The 18,760-nt window shown below is 49.0% G+C and carries 16 protein-coding genes; 12 read left to right on the plus strand and 4 right to left on the minus strand.

What is annotated here, in order from left to right; translation table 11 throughout:
- Positions 1 to 3 precede the first annotated feature (3 nt).
- Positions 4 to 546: a heme NO-binding domain-containing protein gene (locus tag JIG40_RS06840; protein ID WP_199465027.1), complete on the minus strand. Its 543-nt coding sequence runs from the start codon at positions 544 to 546 to the stop codon at positions 4 to 6.
- 84 nt (positions 547 to 630) lie between these two features.
- On the opposite strand from JIG40_RS06840, the gene JIG40_RS06845 reads away from it, so the two are divergent.
- The 6 genes from JIG40_RS06845 to JIG40_RS06870 all read left to right on the plus strand — a co-directional run bounded on the left by JIG40_RS06845 (position 631) and on the right by JIG40_RS06870 (position 8,932).
- A complete protein-coding gene (locus tag JIG40_RS06845) occupies positions 631 to 1,236 on the plus strand; it encodes a CoA pyrophosphatase (RefSeq protein WP_020330950.1) in 606 nt (201 codons plus the stop codon).
- A 297-nt stretch (positions 1,237 to 1,533) separates the two neighbouring features.
- Positions 1,534 to 2,787, plus strand: a complete 1,254-nt coding sequence (locus JIG40_RS06850) for an aromatic amino acid transport family protein (protein WP_020330949.1) — start codon at positions 1,534 to 1,536, stop codon at positions 2,785 to 2,787.
- A gap of 94 nt (positions 2,788 to 2,881) precedes the next feature.
- Complete coding sequence (locus JIG40_RS06855; RefSeq protein ID WP_061056469.1) at positions 2,882 to 4,243, plus strand: L-serine ammonia-lyase; 1,362 nt, start codon at positions 2,882 to 2,884, stop codon at positions 4,241 to 4,243.
- A gap of 166 nt (positions 4,244 to 4,409) precedes the next feature.
- Positions 4,410 to 5,597: an efflux RND transporter periplasmic adaptor subunit gene (locus tag JIG40_RS06860; protein ID WP_020431156.1), complete on the plus strand. Its 1,188-nt coding sequence runs from the start codon at positions 4,410 to 4,412 to the stop codon at positions 5,595 to 5,597.
- The gene (locus JIG40_RS06865) at positions 5,597 to 7,555 is read left to right on the plus strand and encodes a MacB family efflux pump subunit (protein ID WP_199465028.1); all 1,959 of its coding nucleotides are present in this window, start codon (positions 5,597 to 5,599) and stop codon (positions 7,553 to 7,555) included. Before JIG40_RS06860 ends, JIG40_RS06865 begins: the two co-directional genes overlap by 1 nt.
- 6 nt (positions 7,556 to 7,561) lie before the next feature.
- Positions 7,562 to 8,932: an efflux transporter outer membrane subunit gene (locus JIG40_RS06870; protein WP_199465029.1), complete on the plus strand. Its 1,371-nt coding sequence runs from the start codon at positions 7,562 to 7,564 to the stop codon at positions 8,930 to 8,932.
- 57 nt (positions 8,933 to 8,989) lie between these two features.
- Here the strand turns inward: JIG40_RS06870 and queD are convergent, their stop codons facing one another.
- Positions 8,990 to 9,355, minus strand: coding sequence for a 6-carboxytetrahydropterin synthase QueD (queD, locus tag JIG40_RS06875; protein ID WP_020330944.1), 366 nt, complete (start codon positions 9,353 to 9,355; stop codon positions 8,990 to 8,992).
- A gap of 283 nt (positions 9,356 to 9,638) precedes the next feature.
- Between queD and JIG40_RS06880 the strand changes: the two genes are divergently transcribed.
- Positions 9,639 to 11,252, plus strand: coding sequence for a methyl-accepting chemotaxis protein (locus JIG40_RS06880; RefSeq protein ID WP_024374376.1), 1,614 nt, complete (start codon positions 9,639 to 9,641; stop codon positions 11,250 to 11,252).
- A gap of 164 nt (positions 11,253 to 11,416) precedes the next feature.
- Complete coding sequence (gene asnS, locus JIG40_RS06885; protein ID WP_024374375.1) at positions 11,417 to 12,817, plus strand: asparagine--tRNA ligase; 1,401 nt, start codon at positions 11,417 to 11,419, stop codon at positions 12,815 to 12,817.
- Between the two features lie 57 nt (positions 12,818 to 12,874).
- On the opposite strand, the gene JIG40_RS06890 is transcribed toward asnS, so the two are convergent.
- A complete protein-coding gene (locus JIG40_RS06890; RefSeq protein ID WP_020330941.1) occupies positions 12,875 to 13,087 on the minus strand; it encodes a hypothetical protein in 213 nt (70 codons plus the stop codon).
- Between the two features lie 242 nt (positions 13,088 to 13,329).
- On the opposite strand from JIG40_RS06890, the gene JIG40_RS06895 reads away from it, so the two are divergent.
- Positions 13,330 to 13,563, plus strand: a complete 234-nt coding sequence (locus tag JIG40_RS06895) for a hypothetical protein (RefSeq protein WP_020330940.1) — start codon at positions 13,330 to 13,332, stop codon at positions 13,561 to 13,563.
- Positions 13,564 to 14,057: 494 nt separating this feature from the next.
- A complete protein-coding gene (locus tag JIG40_RS06900) occupies positions 14,058 to 15,257 on the plus strand; it encodes an amino acid aminotransferase (protein WP_024374372.1) in 1,200 nt (399 codons plus the stop codon).
- A gap of 41 nt (positions 15,258 to 15,298) precedes the next feature.
- Here the strand turns inward: JIG40_RS06900 and JIG40_RS06905 are convergent, their stop codons facing one another.
- Complete coding sequence (locus JIG40_RS06905; RefSeq protein ID WP_143682768.1) at positions 15,299 to 15,916, minus strand: porin family protein; 618 nt, start codon at positions 15,914 to 15,916, stop codon at positions 15,299 to 15,301.
- A 179-nt stretch (positions 15,917 to 16,095) separates the two neighbouring features.
- Here JIG40_RS06905 and JIG40_RS06910 point away from each other — a divergent pair, with 179 nt between their 5' ends.
- Positions 16,096 to 17,985: a DUF294 nucleotidyltransferase-like domain-containing protein gene (locus JIG40_RS06910; RefSeq protein ID WP_199465030.1), complete on the plus strand. Its 1,890-nt coding sequence runs from the start codon at positions 16,096 to 16,098 to the stop codon at positions 17,983 to 17,985.
- 8 nt (positions 17,986 to 17,993) lie between these two features.
- On the plus strand, positions 17,994 to 18,710 hold the full coding sequence (locus tag JIG40_RS06915; protein ID WP_020330400.1) for a 3'-5' exonuclease: 717 nt from the start codon (positions 17,994 to 17,996) through the stop codon (positions 18,708 to 18,710).
- Positions 18,711 to 18,760 lie beyond the last annotated feature (50 nt).

An 18,760-nucleotide genomic window follows, 5' to 3' on the forward strand; every position in this document is an offset into this window, starting at 1 on the left:
CACCTATTCAATCAGCGTTACGGTAAACCGGACCCGACTGAGGTCTTCCGATTGGGGTTCCATAACAACATCAATTTTTTCACCGAAGTAGTCTGCGCATCCTTGCAGCAGCCCCAAACAAACATGAGACATACAGCGAGCACTCTGGTAATCAAAACTGACCTCTGTGGCGGATTCATCGATAAACAGGAATCGGGGTGGTTTGGCGTCCAGATACAGCTTCTTAACTTCCACGTGTATGTAGTCCTCTACGTGACGAATAAACGCAAAACAGCTGTTCACCTGAGACAAATTAGCAGACGCAGGCACTGTCCGATACAGCGACTGAAAAACGCTGACACCATAAACCCGTTGTAACTCATTACTATCAATCCCAGTCACACGGCTGAGCTCAATAATCAGTTTCACCAAGGCTTTATGATCATAACTGCCGACTGACGTATACACTCCGGAATCTGCCGCCTGCTCAAGAACCTGGTCCAATACGTCTAAGCCAAACTTATCTTCAACCAGCTCGAGAAACTCGGTAAAAATAATGCCTTTCATATTATTGAGCTATCCTTAAACTAGGCTCATAAAAGCATGATTCATAAAGTTTAGATTTTCAAATCGCCGATGGAGAGAATAATTTTGCGTCCAATCAGCAAAGCCGAATTGATTCGGGGTTTCCAACTGATTACTCCGGTGGGCTACCACGCAGAATCCCTTCATCGCGTCGCACACCTGAAATCCCTTTCGTTAAGAAAAGCTTCTGTTTTAATTGGTTTTGTTGAACGACCGACGGGTTTGAATGTGGTGCTCACTAAACGCGCCGCACATCTGAAACATCACCCGGGCCAGATCAGTTTTCCGGGTGGGAAATATGAAGAGAGCGATGGCACGCTGTACCAAACCGCCATGCGTGAAACGCGTGAAGAGATCGGCATTCAGGAAGATCAGATTGAAATTCTTGGTCAGCTCCCCGAGCTTGTTACCGTGAGTAAATTTGCGGTAACACCCGTGTTGGCATTTATTTCACCAGATTATAAAACCCTCATCGATGCGAACGAGGTAGAAGAAGTTTTTGAAGTCCCTGCCGACTTCCTGTTGGATCGTCGTCAACTGTTCAGCAACACTTTTCAAATCAAAAACTCTCCTCACCGAGTGTTCGCCATTCCATATAAACATCATTTTATATGGGGTATGACGGCACAAATCATCCAATCCCTACAAAAACACATAAATAGTGGTCGATGAACTCGCCACTCCTTAGTTTTATTAGCTTTTCACCAACACTCTGCTAACAACCCCACCTTTGACGCAAACGTTTGCGATAAGTTATTCTCATGATTGCACATATTCGGATAACTTTTACTAATCCAACTCATTAACAATTTTTACATGTAGCACAGGTTTTTCGTGATCCGAGATGGGTTTTTGACATATCATTCAATAAGCGCAGACAATTCATGATTTAGATCTAGTTTTCATAGAAGAAAATTCTGCAAAATTGCGCTCGACTTATTTCCTGTTCCCAAAAATGAGTAAAACAACATGAATACAACCACTACGGTTTCATCTACCACACAATCTGCTGGTAAATGGACCTATAAAGATTTCGTATGGTCTCTGTCGCTGTTCGGTACCGCCGTAGGCGCAGGCGTTCTGTTTCTGCCTATCAAGGCTGGCGCGGGCGGTTTTTGGCCATTAGTTATTTTAGCCCTACTCGCTGCTCCAATGACGTGGTTCGCTCATAAGAGCTTGGCACGTTTCGTTTTATCAGCGAAAAACCCTGAATCGGACATCACAGACACTGTAGAAGAACACTTTGGTAAAGCTGGCGCTAACCTTATTACCTTTGCTTACTTTTTCGCGATTTACCCTATCGTTCTTATCTACGGTGTTGGTATTACAAACACCGTGGATTCTTTCCTGGTAAACCAGATCGGCATGGAATCGATTCCTCGCTGGTTACTGTCAGGTGCGCTGATTTCAGCCATGACTGCTGGTGTCGTATTCGGTAAAGAATTGATGCTGAAAGCAACCTCTGCGATGGTTTACCCACTGGTATTCATCCTGCTGGCGTTGTCTGTATTCCTGATCCCTGAATGGAACACTTCTATGATGGAAGTGGCACCTGACTGGTCTGGTATGCCTGCTATCATTTGGCTTGCGATCCCTATCATTGTGTTCTCGTTCAACCACAGCCCAATCATCAGCCAGTTCACTAAAGAACAGCGCATGCAACACGGTGACAATGCGGTTGCTAAAACCGACATGATCACTGGCGGCGCAGCCATGATGCTGATGGGCTTTGTTATGTTCTTCGTCTTCTCTGTGGTTCTGTCTCTGTCTCCAGAGCAACTGGCTATGGCGAAAGAGCAAAACATCAGCGTTCTGTCTTACCTGGCAAACATCCATGAATCACCAATGATCTCTTACTTGGGTCCAATCGTGGCATTTGCAGCGATCACTTCAAGCTACTTCGGCCACTTCCTGGGTGCGCACGAAGGTCTGGTCGGCCTGGTAAAATCTCGCAGCGAGATGCCTATCAGCAAGATTGAAAAAATCTCTCTGATCTTCATCGTAGTGACCACTTGGATGGTAGCAATTGTTAACCCAAGCATCCTGGGCATGATTGAAACCATGGGCGCTCCAATGATTGCCGCAATCCTGTTCCTGCTGCCGGTTTTCGCGATGCAGAAAGTGCCTGCAATGGCGAAGTACAAGACTTCAGCACCAGTGCAAATTTTCACAGTTATTTGTGGTCTTGCAGCCATTAGTTCTGTAATCTACGGCGCTCTTTAATCTCTACGTAAAGTATGAGCTTAGAACACAGAATATAACGATAATAAAGAGCCTCCCTTACCGATAAGGGGGGCTTACTTTTGAGGTAATCAATATGATTAGTGTATTTGATATCTATAAAATCGGTGTCGGTCCTTCGAGCTCACACACAGTCGGACCGATGAAAGCGGGTAAGCAGTTTATTGATGACCTGCGTGCAATGGGAAAATTGCGCGACATCACTAAAATCACCGTGGACGTTTATGGATCATTGTCACTGACAGGGAAAGGTCACCACACGGATATCGCGATCATCATGGGTCTGGCAGGCAACACGCCAGAAAAAGTGGATATCGATGCCATTCCGGGCTTCATTGCCCGCGTTGAAGAAACTGAACGCCTACCTGTCGGCATGCACTGTCATACGGTTGCCTTCCCTCGTGAAGGTGGCATGAACTTCCACAGAACGAACCTGTCTCTGCACGAAAACGGTATGCAGATTCACGCGTGGATTGATGAAGACGTTGCATATTCAAAGACTTACTACTCTATCGGCGGTGGTTTCATCGTGGATGAAGAGAACTTTGGTAAAGCCATTGAGTCTCCTGTTCAAGTGCCTTACCCGTTCAGCACAGCTGAAGAGCTGGTAAACCAGTGTAAAGACAGCGGTCTGTCGATGAGTACACTGGTGATGGCGAACGAAAAAGCGCTGCACTCTGATGAAGAAGTGCGTACTTATTTCGCCAACATTTGGCGCACCATGCGTGAATGTATGGAACGTGGTATGAGCACCGAAGGCATTCTGCCTGGGCCTCTGCGTGTTCCTCGTCGTGCGGCTGCTCTGCGTCAACAACTGCTGACTTCAGAGAAAATCACCAACGATCCAATGGCGGTGGTTGACTGGGTTAACATGTACGCATTTGCTGTGAACGAAGAAAACGCAGCCGGTGGCCGCGTGGTGACAGCACCAACCAACGGTGCATGTGGCATCATTCCTGCGGTTCTGGCGTACTACGACAAGTTCATCCAAACCGTAACCGAAAAAGATTACATCCGTTACTTTGCGGCTTCTGGCGCAATCGGTGGTCTGTACAAGCAAAATGCCTCCATCTCTGGCGCTGAAGTTGGCTGTCAGGGTGAAGTGGGCGTAGCATGTTCAATGGCAGCCGCTGGTCTGGCTGAGCTGCTTGGCGGTAGCCCTGAGCAAGTGTGTATGGCCGCTGAAATCGCGATGGAACACAACTTAGGTCTGACGTGTGACCCGGTTGCCGGCCAAGTGCAGGTGCCATGTATCGAACGTAACGGTATTGCAGCGGTGAAAGCGATCAACTCTACCCGTATGGCTCTGCGTCGCTCTTCTGCGCCACGCGTGTCTCTGGATAAGGTTATCGAAACCATGCTGGAAACCGGTAAAGACATGAACGCGAAATACCGCGAAACGTCGACAGGCGGTCTGGCAGTAAAAGTTATCTGCTAATTCCAACCTGAAAAAAGATTCAGCCCGATGTTCCCCCATCGGGCTTTTTTGTGCCCGCTTTACTAATCTTTACTTAGTTTTACTCACTAACGGCTTGTTTCAAATCGTGATCGGCTTATAAATAGTAATAATTCTCGCCGTCTCAATTTGGTTCATTTTTAATCTCATGTCTAAACGTACAACTAAGAAAAAAATTCTCGCCATCGTGTTAGTTGGCCTTTTCGCCGCTGGTGCCGGCTATTACTTTTATCCTAAAGAAGCCCCGCCAAGCTTTGCGACGGAGCCTGTCCAGCGCGGCAACATCGAAAATACCGTTCTCGCAACCGGTATGCTTCAAGCCTCCAAGCTGGTTGCCGTAGGTGCTCAGGTTTCGGGACAGATCGAAAAACTGGCGGTGTCACTGGGAGATGAAGTCAAACAAGGCGATCTGGTTGCCCAGATAGACAGCCTGACCCAGCAGAACACGCTTAAAGAGGCGAACGCTTCGCTGAATAGCACCAATGCTCAAATCCGCGCCAAGCAAGCACAGATTCGTCAGGCGCAAGCCGAGTTCAACCGTCAGAAAGGCATGTTGGCCGATAACGCCAGTTCCAAAGCCGATTATGAATCGGCAGAAGCGTCACTCGCGGTTTACAAGGCGGAACTGGAACAGCTCAAAGCCGAGTTGGAGCAAGCCAAAATTACCGTCGACAGCGCAAAAGTGGATTTGGGCTACACCACCATTCAAGCACCTTTTGATGGCACCGTGGTTTACAGCGCCGTTGAAGAGGGGCAAACCGTCAACGCCAATCAAACCACTCCCACCATCATTGAGCTGGCACAGTTGGATAAGATGACCATCAAGGCGCAAATTTCAGAAGCGGACGTGGTCAACGTCAAGCCTGGCCTGCCCGTCTACTTCACGATTCTAGGCAAGCCGAATAAGCGTTATCACGGCACTTTGCGCGCCATTGAGCCGGGGCCGACACTCATGGACGGCGATGATAAAGATCTGTCCGTCAGCAACGACGAAGCGATTTACTATCACGGCCTGTTTGAAGTTGATAACCCGGATCGCACGCTGCGTATCGGCATGACCGCACAAGTGTCTATTGTGCTCGATAAGGCGGAAAGCGCCCTGTTGGTTCCGGCGCAAGTGTTGATTCGCAAACCGGGGCCGAAACCGGGCTATCAGGTGCCTGTGCTGGTGAATGGTCAGGAAGAAATGCGTGATGTGACTGTCGGTATCAACAACAAAGTGAATGCCGAAATCACTTCCGGCCTGAATGAAGGCGATCAAATCATTCTGGGTATGCCGGGACAAAGCACCACGATGTCGAGCCGCCGCATGGGCCCACCGGGGATGCGTTTCTGATGTCTCAAGCATTACTTCAAATCAATCATGTTTACCGCCACTTCGCCGCAGGCGATGAAACCCTCACGGTACTCAAAGACGTCAACCTGACGATTGAGCGCGGCGAGATGGTTGCCATCGTGGGCGCGTCAGGTTCGGGTAAATCGACGCTGATGAATATTCTCGGCTGTCTTGATCAGCCGAGCGCCGGTGAGTACTGGATCAACAGTCAGGACACCTCAACGCTTGATTCCGATGAGCTGGCGCGTTTGCGTCGTGAATACTTTGGCTTTATCTTCCAACGTTATCACCTGCTGGGCGATCTGACGGCTCTGGGCAACGTGGAAATCCCCGCGATTTACGCCGGTTACGACAAAAAATCCCGCCAGGAGCGGGCCACAACGCTTCTTGGCCGTCTCGGGCTTTCTGATCGTTTGGATCACAAACCAAACCAGCTCAGTGGTGGCCAACAACAACGCGTTTCGGTCGCCCGAGCTCTGGTCAACGGCGGTGATGTCATTCTGGCCGACGAACCAACGGGGGCACTCGACAGTAAGAGCGGCTCAGAAATGATGACGCTGCTGCAGGAACTGCATCAGTTGGGTCACACCATCATTATCGTGACTCACGATATGAAAGTGGCCGAATACGCAGATCGCATCATAGAAATTAAAGATGGTGAAATTCTTAGCGACACGGTGAACAAACACACGCAAGCTGACGCCAATCTTGACTCCGTCAGTGAACCCAAAGCCGATAATGCATTTTCGCGTAGCCGTAAGCTACTGGATGATTTCTGGGAAGCACTCAAAATGGCGCTGCTCGCCATGTCGAACCACAGATTGCGTACCTTCCTGACAATGTTGGGGATCATCATCGGCATCGCGTCGGTTGTCTCGGTGGTTGCGCTCGGTAACGGTTCGCAGAAATCGATTCTCGACAGTATTTCGTCAATGGGAACAAACACCATTGATGTTATGCCGGGCACGGGATTTGGTGACCGACGCTCAGGGCGAGTCCGCACCTTAACGGCGGCGGATGCTAATGCACTATCCAATCTGTCGTTTGTCGACAGCGTGACACCGACGCTCAGCACTTCCGTCACCATCAAATACGGTAACCAGGCCGTGACAGCGTCAGTTCAGGGTGTCGGGCCGGACTACTTCCGCGTACGGGGTTATGAACTGGCCGACGGTCAGTACTGGGATCAATCCAGCGTCGAGACGCTGGCGCAAGAAGCCGTGATAGACAACAACACGCTGAAATCTCTGTTCCCGAATCAGGATCCAATTGGCGAAGTCATTTTTGCCGGCAATCTGCCCGTGCGCATCATTGGGGTCACTCAGGCCAAAGAAAGTGCGTTCGGAAATAGCGACTCGCTCAACATCTGGGTGCCCTACACCACCGTCAGCGCCCGCATGATGGGCCAGAACTATCTGGATCGTATTTCGGTTCGTGTCAATGACAGCACACCCAGTGATGCCGCAGAACAGGCGATCATTTCGCTGCTGAAAATGCGCCATGGCACGCAGGATTTCTTTACCATTAATACGGACACCATTCAGCAGAATATTCAGAAAACCACCGCAACCATGACATTGCTGATTTCAGCCATCGCAGTCATCTCACTGATTGTCGGCGGCATCGGAGTGATGAACATCATGCTGGTATCCGTCACTGAGCGGACACGGGAAATTGGTGTGCGTATGGCTGTCGGTGCAAGGCAAAATGACATTTTGCGTCAGTTCCTGATTGAGGCCGTATTAGTTTGTTTATGTGGCGGTACGATTGGTATCGGTGTCGCCTATTTAATTGGTGCGCTGTTTGCCACCTTTGGTAGTAGTTTCTCTATGATTTATTCCACCACTTCGATTGTGTCGGCGTTCTTGTGTTCCACTCTGATCGGCGTTCTGTTTGGTTACCTGCCTGCGAAAAACGCGGCGCAGCTTAACCCGATTGATGCCCTGGCTCGGGAGTAAATCACGATGAAACGCTATCAATATTCAACTATCGCATTGTGTGTGCTGCTCGCCACCGGCTGTGTTGCGCGTTCAGAGTTACCGGAACAGAACGTAACCGTTCCCGAACAATGGCAAACTGGCCAAACCCAAAGCGAGACACAGGCAATCAGTCAGTGGTGGACCAGTTTTGGCGACCCACAACTCAATCAATGGGTTGAGAAAGTACTGGCCACAAACAGCGACCTGGCGATTGCCACGCTGACGCTCAAACAAGCGCGTTTAGAAGCAGGGTTGGCAACCAGTGATACCTATCCGGATGTCTCAGCCAGCGTTTCGGGTGAACGCTCTAAACCGCTGGATGGTGGCGACAGTTCGAAAAGTTATCAGGCCAGTCTGAGTGTCAGCTATGAGCTCGATCTTTGGGGCAAGTTATCGGCGGCCAAAGATGCAGCGATGTGGACGGCCTTAGCAACGCAGCAAGAGCGTGAAGCGACTGCGCAGAGCCTGGTCGCCACCACCGCGCAGCTATATTGGCAAATTGGCTATCTGAATCAGCGTGTCGAACTGAGCAACAACGACATCAATGATGCCAAGGAAACTTTAGCGCTGACACAGAGCCAGTATCGTCATGGCTCGGTCACCAGAGTCAATGTGCTGGAAGCTGAACGCACTCTGGCGGGTCTGGAAGCGACGCATCGTGATTACCTGCAACAGCGGACCGAAGCGGTCAATGCCTTCGCCATTTTGTTTGACCAACCACCGCAAGATCTCGCGACCAGTATTCCGGCGCTGCCCGATTATGCTGTCCCAACCATCGAAGCGGGTGTGCCGGCCGATGTGCTGAATCGTCGCCCGGACGTTAAACAGTCACTGTTTGAACTGAAATCGGTACTGGCCACAAAAGATAATACCGACACCAATTACTTCCCGTCACTGACACTGACCGGTGCGCTGGGCGGATCGTCTACTGAACTGCGTAAATTGCTAAGCGATCCGATTGGCACATTGGGTGCCGATTTGACGCTGCCATTCCTTAACTGGAATGAGATGCAGCTCAATCGCGATATCGCGCAAGTGAAGTATGAATCGGCCATTATCAGCTACCGTAAAACACTGTATGCCGCGTTGCAGGACGTTGATAACGCGCTTTCTGCGAAAGAGAACTATGAATTTCAGGCAGAGAAGTTACAGAAGCAGTACGACAGCGCCGCAGAAGTTGCCCGCATCTATAAAAGCCAATATGAGTACGGTGCGATTGATATCACCACCCTGCTTGATGCTCAGGAAAATGAGCGCAGTGCCAAAGCGTCATTACTGGAAAACAGCTATAACCAGCTGGTGAACATCGCTACGGTGTATCAAAGCCTCGGCGGCGAAGATATCGTAAGAGATTGATCCTGACGTCGCCGCCAATTCCGGACAGAAAAAAGGTCACCTCAGGTGACCTTTCTTTTATGCTTCGCCGCTGTAAATGCAACCTGCGGTACAGGTTTCTTTAATTTCCACTTTGCTCAGCATCGGCAGGCTAGGTTTCAGCTCTTGCCAGATCCATTTTGCCAGCACTTCGCTGGTTGGGTTTTCCAAACCTTCAATGTCATTCAGGTAGTAATGGTCAAGACGATCGTAAATCGGCTTAAAGGCAGCCTTGATTTCAGCGAAGTCGACCAACCAACCCGTATGAGGATCCACATCACCTGCTACGTACAGGCGAACCAGAAAAGAGTGTCCGTGCAAGCGGCCGCATTTGTGACCTTCTGGCACGTGTGGCAAATGGTGCGCTGCTTCAAACATGAACTCTTTGTAAATCTCGGTTTTCATCTTGGTTCTCGGGCTTTCAAAAGAGACGCAATACTACGGAATCTCGCTCTGTGAGACAAGTCACTCAAACAGTAATTCCACTCTTTCCTCATTTTCCTCCAACCGTTATTTGCGTCGTAAATATGGCAGCGATGTCAAATTTTTGAGCACAAGTTCCCTGTGTCACAATTCTAAAAACCATATTTTGTTTGTGGTCACAGTAACTTAAGTTTCATTTTTGCACTACTTTACTTTAACGATATATTCACACCGTCAACCCTACATTAAAAACGATAAGCAAATCATGAGCTCAACTATTACAACCAAGCTTCTGTTGACCCTAATTTCCGTTTTCGCCATGGTGCTGGCCGGCTCGACGGCTTATCAATACTGGCAGCAACGCGATTTAATCAACTCCGTCCTGAGTGAACAGTTGCACGATAAAGCCAGCAACTATTTTGACAGCCTGAATATGATGATGCTCACCGGCACCATGGCGCAAAAAGAGACGTTGCGCCAGAAGGCACTTGCTCAAGAAGGTATTGAACAAGTCCGTGTGTTACGCGGTGACGCGGTAAGCAAGCTGTACGGCCCTGGCCAGGAAAATCAAAAGCCCGTGGATGATATTGATCGCCGAGCGTTGAAAGGCGAGTTCATTCTTGAGCCTTATGAAGCCGATTGGGGCAAAGGGATTGTGGTTGCCCTACCAATGAAATCGAGTGAAAGCTATCGCGGCACCAACTGCGTGGCCTGCCATATGGCGCCAGAAGGTCAAGTGCTGGGGGTTATTCGCCTGGAATACAATCTCAGCCATCTGAATCAGCTTATCAGCCACCGTACCTGGATTGGGGTTGGCATCATGTCTGCGATTGCCTTGATCGGTTTTCTGGTCACCATGATGCTGATTCGCCGTATTATCGTGCGACCACTGCAACATACCTCCAGCTTTATGAGCCGTGTCAGCGACAGTAAAAACCTGTCCCAGCGTCTCGACCACAGTAAAAATGATGAACTGGGCCAGCTTGCCTCTTCAATCAATTCACTGATGGATACCGTTTCCAACAGCCTTGAACAGGTACAGGATACTTCTCACTCTTTGGCAAGTTCGGCCAATCAGTTAACCGATGTTGCGCAGGTGACCGATCAAGCCGCGAACAACCAGCAGCGCGAAACGTCTGAAGTGCAAAGCAACATTGCAGAAATGCAAGCCAAACAGAGTGAAGTTGAACAAGCGACGGTTGATGCGTCGGCGCTGATCAATCACACCACTTCGGTCGCACAACAAAGTGCCAAACAAGCCCATCTGGCAAGTGAAGACATCAAACATCTGGTTGGCGACATTGAGTCGGTCAAAGACAAGATTTCTCAGCTCAACGATCAGACTGGCGAAGTGTCGACCATTCTGGAAGTGATCAAAGGCATTGCAGAGCAGACCAACCTGTTGGCACTCAACGCGGCGATTGAGGCAGCGCGTGCTGGCGAACAGGGTCGCGGGTTTGCCGTCGTAGCCGATGAAGTGCGCCACCTCGCCTCTCGCACTGCGGAAGCAACCGGGAATATCGAGAAAATCATCGCTCAGTTCCAACGCGACAGCGAACAATCGCTGTCTTCCGTCGACACCGTGTGCGCTCAGGCTCATCAGCGCTCCGGAGAGATCGAAGAACTGTCGGCGGCGATGACAAATGTGGTGTCGGAAATGCAACAGGTGCTGGCGCATGCCAATAGCATTCAGGAACAGACGCGCCTCACTACACGCGTCAGCCAGGATGTTCAAGGCAAGATTGAAGTCATCACCCGCCATGCGGATGACACCTCACAATCGGCCACGCAAACGCGGGAAATCAGCTTGGATCTCGAGCAGTTGTCGCAACGTCTGGAATCTTTGCTCAATCAATTTACGCTTTCGCATAAGAAATGAGCGTTCTGAGCACATTAATAGTTGATGCTGGTGAATTGACAGGTAATATGTCCCCTTGAATCTGTAAAATTCAATCCAACCCAATGTTTCGCTTATTTTTTAAACATTAAGCACATTTTTGAACCTTGGGTGGAATTTTTACCTCAATGGAGACTATATCAAACATGACTTACGCGCCTGTAAAAGACGTACTTAGCGGTAAGCTGGCAGTAGACAGTGAAGTCACTGTTCGCGGCTGGATCCGTACGCGTCGTGATTCCAAAGCTGGAATCTCTTTCCTTGCCATTTATGACGGCTCTTGTTTCGACCCGATTCAGGCCGTGGTCCCAAATAATCTGAATAATTACGACAACGAAGTATTAAAGCTAACGACTGGCTGCTCTGTTGAAGTAACAGGTAAGATTGTTGAGTCTCCAGCGAGCGGTCAGGCATTTGAATTGGCAGCAACTGAAGTTAAAGTTGTCGGCTGGGTTGAAGATGCGGACACGTACCCAATGGCGAAAACTCGTCACTCTATCGAGTACCTTCGTGAAGTCGCACACCTGCGTCCACGCACTAACGTTATCGGTGCTGTGGCTCGTGTACGTAACTCTCTTTCTCAAGCGATCCACCGTTTTTACCACGAGCAAGGCTACTTCTGGATGTCTGCTCCACTGATCACTGCTTCAGATGCAGAAGGTGCTGGTGAGATGTTCCGCGTATCGACGCTTGATATGGCGAACCTACCACTCGATGACAAAGGCAATGTGGACTACAACGAAGATTTCTTCGGCAAAGAAACATTCCTAACGGTATCTGGTCAGCTAAACGCAGAAGCCTACGCTTGTGCATTAAGCAAAGTGTACACTTTCGGCCCGACTTTCCGAGCTGAAAACTCAAACACCAGCCGTCACCTAGCGGAGTTCTGGATGGTTGAGCCAGAAGTTGCGTTCGCAGAGTTGGATGACGTAGCAAAACTAGCAGAAGACATGCTGAAGTATGTATTCAAAGCAGTACTTGAAGAGCGTCGTGACGACCTTGAGTTCTTTGCTTCTCGTATCGACAAAGATGCGATTACTCGTCTAGAGAGTTTTGTAAATTCTGACTTTGCACAAGTAGATTACACTGATGCAATTCAGATCCTTCTAGACTCTGGTCGTGAATTCGAGTTCCCAGTTGAATGGGGTATCGACATGTCTTCTGAGCATGAGCGTTACCTAGCTGAAGAACACTTCAAAGCGCCAGTTATCGTGAAGAACTACCCGAAAGACATCAAAGCTTTCTACATGCGCCTGAATGATGATGGTAAAACTGTAGCAGCGATGGACGTTCTGGCACCGGGCATCGGCGAAATCATCGGTGGTTCTCAGCGTGAAGAGCGTCTGGATGTTCTGGATGCACGCATGGTAGAAATGGGCATCGACCCAGAGCACATGAGCTGGTACCGCGACCTACGTCGTTACGGCACAGTGCCGCACGCTGGTTTCGGTCTGGGCTTCGAGCGTCTGGTTTCTTACGTGACTGGTATGGGTAACGTTCGTGACGTAATTCCATTCCCACGTACTCCACGCAGCGCGAACTTCTAAGCCTGTATGAATTAAAAAAGCCTCCAGTTCGGAGGCTTTTTTGCTTCTGGCGCTTGGTTAAGGCTGGTCCATATTCATTTTCACTGCATAACGCACACTCGCGACACAGATAGCCAACATCACAAATGGTATTGCCGCAGCGGTGTATTCTGTCCAAAATAATTCAGCGAACGATTTCGCCAGAATCAGATGCGCAAAAATTAAAATCAACGCACTAAGAATAGCCACACCAATCAACTTTACTTCCGGTGGAAACGATCTGATTTTCATACTAGCTCCTGAGCGATTAACTCCCTAACCCATTGAAGCACATTCGTTTACTGGCTACCTAGAACAGTTATCCAGTATAAAAGTGGTACAGTTTTCTGACCGGGTTTGAACTGAGCTTTATTTTGATTTGCTTCGACGTGCTCTTCAGCTCAATTCGGTTGATACTTTTCTCAATGTCATTAGAGAAATGACTCAGCCTTGTTCATACTTAAGGAGAACGGGAATGAAAACGGGAGCCGATCATGAAAGTGTTTAAAATCGAAGATCTCTATTACAACGGTGTCAAAGATGGCGTGCATAGCTGGGATCACCCCTATGCTTCCAATCCCTATTATTGGCATCCGGACTGGTTACACATCGCCGAAGACGCAACAGGTCTTCATCCCAAACAACCATTGGAGGTTGCAGAGGGTGAAGAAGCCACAGAAGAAGATGCGAAAAAAGCCATTGTTAAACATCTCAACGAGAATCAGTAACGCTAAGGCTTTCATTGTTCGCGGTGAAAGCCTTTATTATTGTGGTTTAACTCTCCCCACCATTGCTGTTTACTCGTTCTGTTAGGCAAGTTTTTCGTTGGTACAAAATTTCACCAACTCAATAAATTTGTTGTCCAGCAGTGGCTTAATTTTCTGATTTGAATGTATAAAAATCGAGAATAGGACCGACGGTGTAAAAACGATAACGATTACATAACATTTTTGATTCTTCTTTCATCATCTGACGCCTTATAGACCAAGCAGTGAAAGTCCATCGAAGGATGAGTAACTTTTACGCACTTTGTCAGTAAAGCGATAAAATTCGCGCTCGGTTCCCCCCTCTTTCCCTGCCAAAATCGTCGCTTTTTTTAGACTTCAGAGCCAAATGAAAATTTTTTGAATTTTTCTGTTAAGTGCTGTTGTCACAGGTATTTCAGAAAGGTATAAATACGATAAATTTTGATGAAATTTTCCACCCACCTTAACTAACATGGATGAGCATTATGTTTGAAAAAGTTGTCGCGGCCCCGGCTGACCCTATTCTTGGTCTCACTGAAGAATTTAAAAAAGATCCTCGTGCAGACAAAATCAACCTGGGTGTTGGTATTTACAAGAATGAAGCTGGTGAAACTCCAGTTCTTGCGACAGTGAAAAAAGCAGAAGCAGCGCTGCTAGAGTCAGAAAAAACCAAATCTTACCTGACTATCGAAGGTACTGCGGAATATGGTCTGGCGGTTCAAAAACTGCTGTTCGGTGCTGATTCAGACATCGTAACCAACAAACTGGCAAAAACGGCTCAAGCTCCTGGCGGTACTGGTGCTCTGCGCGTAGCGGGCGAGTTCATCAAACGTCAAATCGGCGATGTTAAGGTGTGGATCAGCAACCCAACATGGGCAAACCACCATGGTGTGTTTAACGCTGCGGGTCTGGAAACCGTTCAATACTCATACTACAACGCAGCAGCGAAAGACAAAGATTTCGCAGCGATGGTTGCTGACCTAGAGCAAGCATCTGCGGGTGATGTGGTTCTGCTGCACGGCTGCTGCCACAATCCAACAGGTATCGATCCAACAGCTGAAGAGTGGGAAGTACTGGCCAAGCTCGTTGCAGAAAAAGGCCTGCTGCCTCTGTTTGACTTTGCTTACCAAGGTTTCGCAAAAGGTGTGGAAGAAGATGCGGCGGGTCTGCGTACCTTCGCGAAATACAATAAAGAGATCTTGGTTGCGAGCTCATTCTCGAAAAACTTCGGTCTGTACAATGAGCGTGTCGGTGCCTTCACTATCGTTGCCGCTTCAGAAGAAGTAGCGACAACCGCTTTCTCACAAGTGAAAGCGATCATTCGTTCGATCTACTCTAACCCGCCAGCACACGGTGCTGCTGTCGTGACTTACATCCTGAACGATGAAGCTCTGCGTGCGGAATGGGAAGCAGAAGTCGCAGAAATGCGTGAACGTATTCAAGAGATGCGTGAACTGTTCGTCGCAACACTAAAAGAAATCGGTGTAACGGCAGACTTCAGCTTCATCGAACGTCAAAACGGTATGTTCTCATTCTCTGGCCTGAGCAAAGAACAGGTAGCACGTCTGAAAGACGAACTCGCTATCTACATCGTTGGCTCTGGCCGTATCAGTGTTGCTGGTATGACTAAGTCAAACATGTCTCCACTGTGTGAAGGCATCAAAGCAGTTCTGTAATTGCGAGAGTAAAAAGAAGCCGGCGAAAGCCGGCTTTTTTCTTAGTAATTCAATCGGAGCGTTAAACCCATTTCATTGATATGACTGCCTTCTCCATCACGATAAGACACCAAGGCGCCTAACGCCACGCGCTTGAAGAAGTAATAATCGGCGCGCAGAGTTGCAACGTTCTCATCCTGCCACTTGTTACGGATGGCTTCACCAATCAAGCTCATTTCAAATGTTGAGGTAAAGGCATAGCGCACACCCACATCTGCGCTGTAGATAAAGTCATTTTCACTGTAATCACTTTCAACACGAATGCGCATGCCCCCCGCTTTGACATGGGTGAACAAATCCAAATTCTCAGCCAACAACCAACGATACCCGCCTCCGAGTCTCAGTTGATAACGCTCTATCGTATCGTCGTCAGGGTGGTAAAAGCGTGCGCTGTAGTCGGCGACGAGCAGCCAATCACTCTCATCCCACTTGTGGCTGACACCAAACAGTAAGCCGGTAACATTATCGCTGTCTCCCGCCGCGTAGAGATCGCTGACCGTTCCGGAACTCACCTCCATATTCAGGTAATCGTATTGCAGCGGCAGCTGATCATTGAGGCTGTGTGCAGAGACCATAGGTGCAATGGCAAGTAGCGGTATGATTCCCCAACGTTTTCTCATCACTCTCTCCCGGTGTTGAACGTCTTTTAAACAAGCTTAGACTAAACCTTAGTATGAGGATGCGATATCTTTTGCATTTCTGCCTTCAGCGAAAAATTCGTGTAGTATGAATGGTTTCCAACACCGCCAAGCTGTGTATGCTAATTTTTGTATGCACGACGTAACGACAGGAGCCCCAGATGGAAGCCGAACTTTTAGAAATAAAAAACTTCCTCAGCCAATATCCGCCTTTTCGCGATTTGCCCGAAGCAACGCTGGAAGACGTCGCCCACAACGTTGAAATCGCCTACTTCCGTCAGGACACCCCAATCATCCGCTTCGGCGACCATATCGAAGACCTCTATCTGGTGCGCAGCGGCGTGGTTGAAGTCTATCGACGTAAGGGCGAGCTCTATAACCGCTTAACCGAAGGCGGACTGTTTGGTCAGATGGGGCTGCTCACCAACAATAAAGTCCGATTTCCAGTAACAGCGATTGAAGACACCTTGGTCTACTGCATTCCCGAGGCAACGTTTCAATCTCTCTATGAAGACCACGACGCTTTCGCCGACTATGTGGAAGTACAGGATAACGCCCGCTTGCGTCAGACCGTATCGAATACGGCGGAGCAAAACGATCTCACCACCGTCAAAGTGAAGCGCCTGATTACCCGAGAAGCGCCCTTCGTGTACAAAACCGCAACCATTCAGGAAGTGGCGGTCAAAATGGCGGAAGAGAACGTCTCATCAGTGCTCATCATCGACCCAGATATTTTGCAAAACGATGACGACGACAACCGGCCACTAATAGGTATTCTGACCGATCGCGATTTATGTCGCCGCGTGATTGCTACAGGTATCGATCATAGCGAACCTGTCACCAATGTGATGACCACTGAGGTAATTTCGCTCGACCACAATGCGTATGTTTATGAAGCCATGCTGACAATGCTGCGCTACAACGTACACCATCTTCCCGTCCTCAAAGAACGTAACCCTATCGGCATCATCGATCTGACGGATATCGTTCGTTACGAATCGCAGAACTCCTTACTGTTGGTCAGCAGCATCTTCCAACAGAAATCCATTCCCGATTTGGCACTGATATCGAAACAAGTCAAAGACAGTTTCGTGCGTATGGTCAACGAGGATGCCAACTCACATATGGTCGGTACAGCGATGTCGGTGATTGGCCGCAGCTTTAAACAGCGCATTATTGAACTGGCTGAAGAACACCTCGGCCCGGCTCCCATTCCGTATTGTTTCCTCGCGCTGGGATCAATGGGGCGTGACGAACAACTGATTGTCACCGATCAGGACAACGCCATTATTCTGGACGACAGTTACGATGAGGCTATTCACGGCCAGTATTTCGCAGACTTAGCCAAATTCGTCTGCGATGCACTGGATCAATGCGGTTACAGCTATTGCACCGGCGATATTATGGCAACCAACCCAATCTGGCGTATGACGCGTCAAGAGTGGGAAGCATGCTTCGCCGACTGGATTGATAACCCGAATCCGAAAGCCCTGCTCAATGCGTCAATCTTCTTTGATTTGGATGGCGTCTATGGCCGTCTGAAATGGGCAGAACAGCTCAATGGTTTTATTGTCCGCCGAGCGCGCCGCAATAACCGTTTCCTCGCTTGTCTGGCGCGTAATGCGTTGAACCGGACGCCGCCGTTAGGTTTCTTCAAGAGCTTCGTGATGGAGAAAGATGGCCGCCATAATAACTCCATCAACCTCAAGCGTCGCGGCACGGCACCGCTTGCCGATTTGATTCGGGTCCATGCGCTCGCGGTAGGCTCACGCGCGCAGAACTCATTCGAACGCTTGGATGACATCATTGATGCCGGCATTCTGCCCAAAGGTCGCGGACAGGATCTGCGTGATGCGCTGGAGTTCATTTCCATGGTGCGTATCCGCCATCAAGCGTTTGATGTTGAAAATAATATTGATCCAGACAACAACATCGAACCAGAAAATCTGTCGGAATTTGAGCGCCGTAATCTTAAAGATGCGTTTCAAATTCTCAGTAACGCGCAGAATTTTCTGAAATATCGTTATCAGGCCAGCAACAACTTTAAATAGGCGACACCATGAAGAAACTGTTTCAGGCGCCAAGTATCAACTGGCCCTATAAATATCGTGCAAAACAAAACGTGGTCAGCCACCCTAGCCTGCAGCGCTTTTATTCTTCTGCTCTGCCGGATGGCAATACCCCGCTCGGCGAGGTGGAATTTGTCGCGATGGACTTTGAAACTACCGGCCTTAGCGTAGATAAGGATGAAATCATCACCATCGGCCTGGTGCCGTTTACCCTAAACCGCATTTACCTGAAACGTGGCGAGCACTGGACGGTTCGCCCACGTCAAAAACTCGATGAACATTCCATTGTCATTCATGGCATTACTCATAACGACATCATGGATGCGCCAGATCTGAGCGAGATTTTTGAACAGGTTCTTGACCAGCTGGCAGGCCGAATTCTGGTGGTGCACTATCACAAAATCGAGCGTGAATTTCTTGACCGTGCACTTAGACGACGGATTGGTGAAGGCATCGAGTTTCCGGTCATTGATACAATGGAAATCGAAGCCATGATTCAAAAACGCCACACTGCCGGACTCTGGAATCGACTGCGTGGCAAAAAGCCAGAATCGGTTCGGCTCGGCCAGTCACGTATGCGTTATGGCTTGCCTGCCTATACGCCGCACCACGCACTAACCGACGCGATTGCGACAGCTGAACTGCTTCAGGCGCAAATTGCACATCATTTCTCTGCAGATCAACCGGTTCGTCAATTCTGGTTGTAAGGCAAGTTCATTTTAAGTCACGCATGAAAAAAGGAGCCCTAGGGCTCCTT

Origin of the sequence: Vibrio sp. bablab_jr001 (assembly GCF_016464285.1) — a bacterium.
Lineage (GTDB): Bacteria > Pseudomonadota > Gammaproteobacteria > Enterobacterales > Vibrionaceae > Vibrio > Vibrio fluvialis.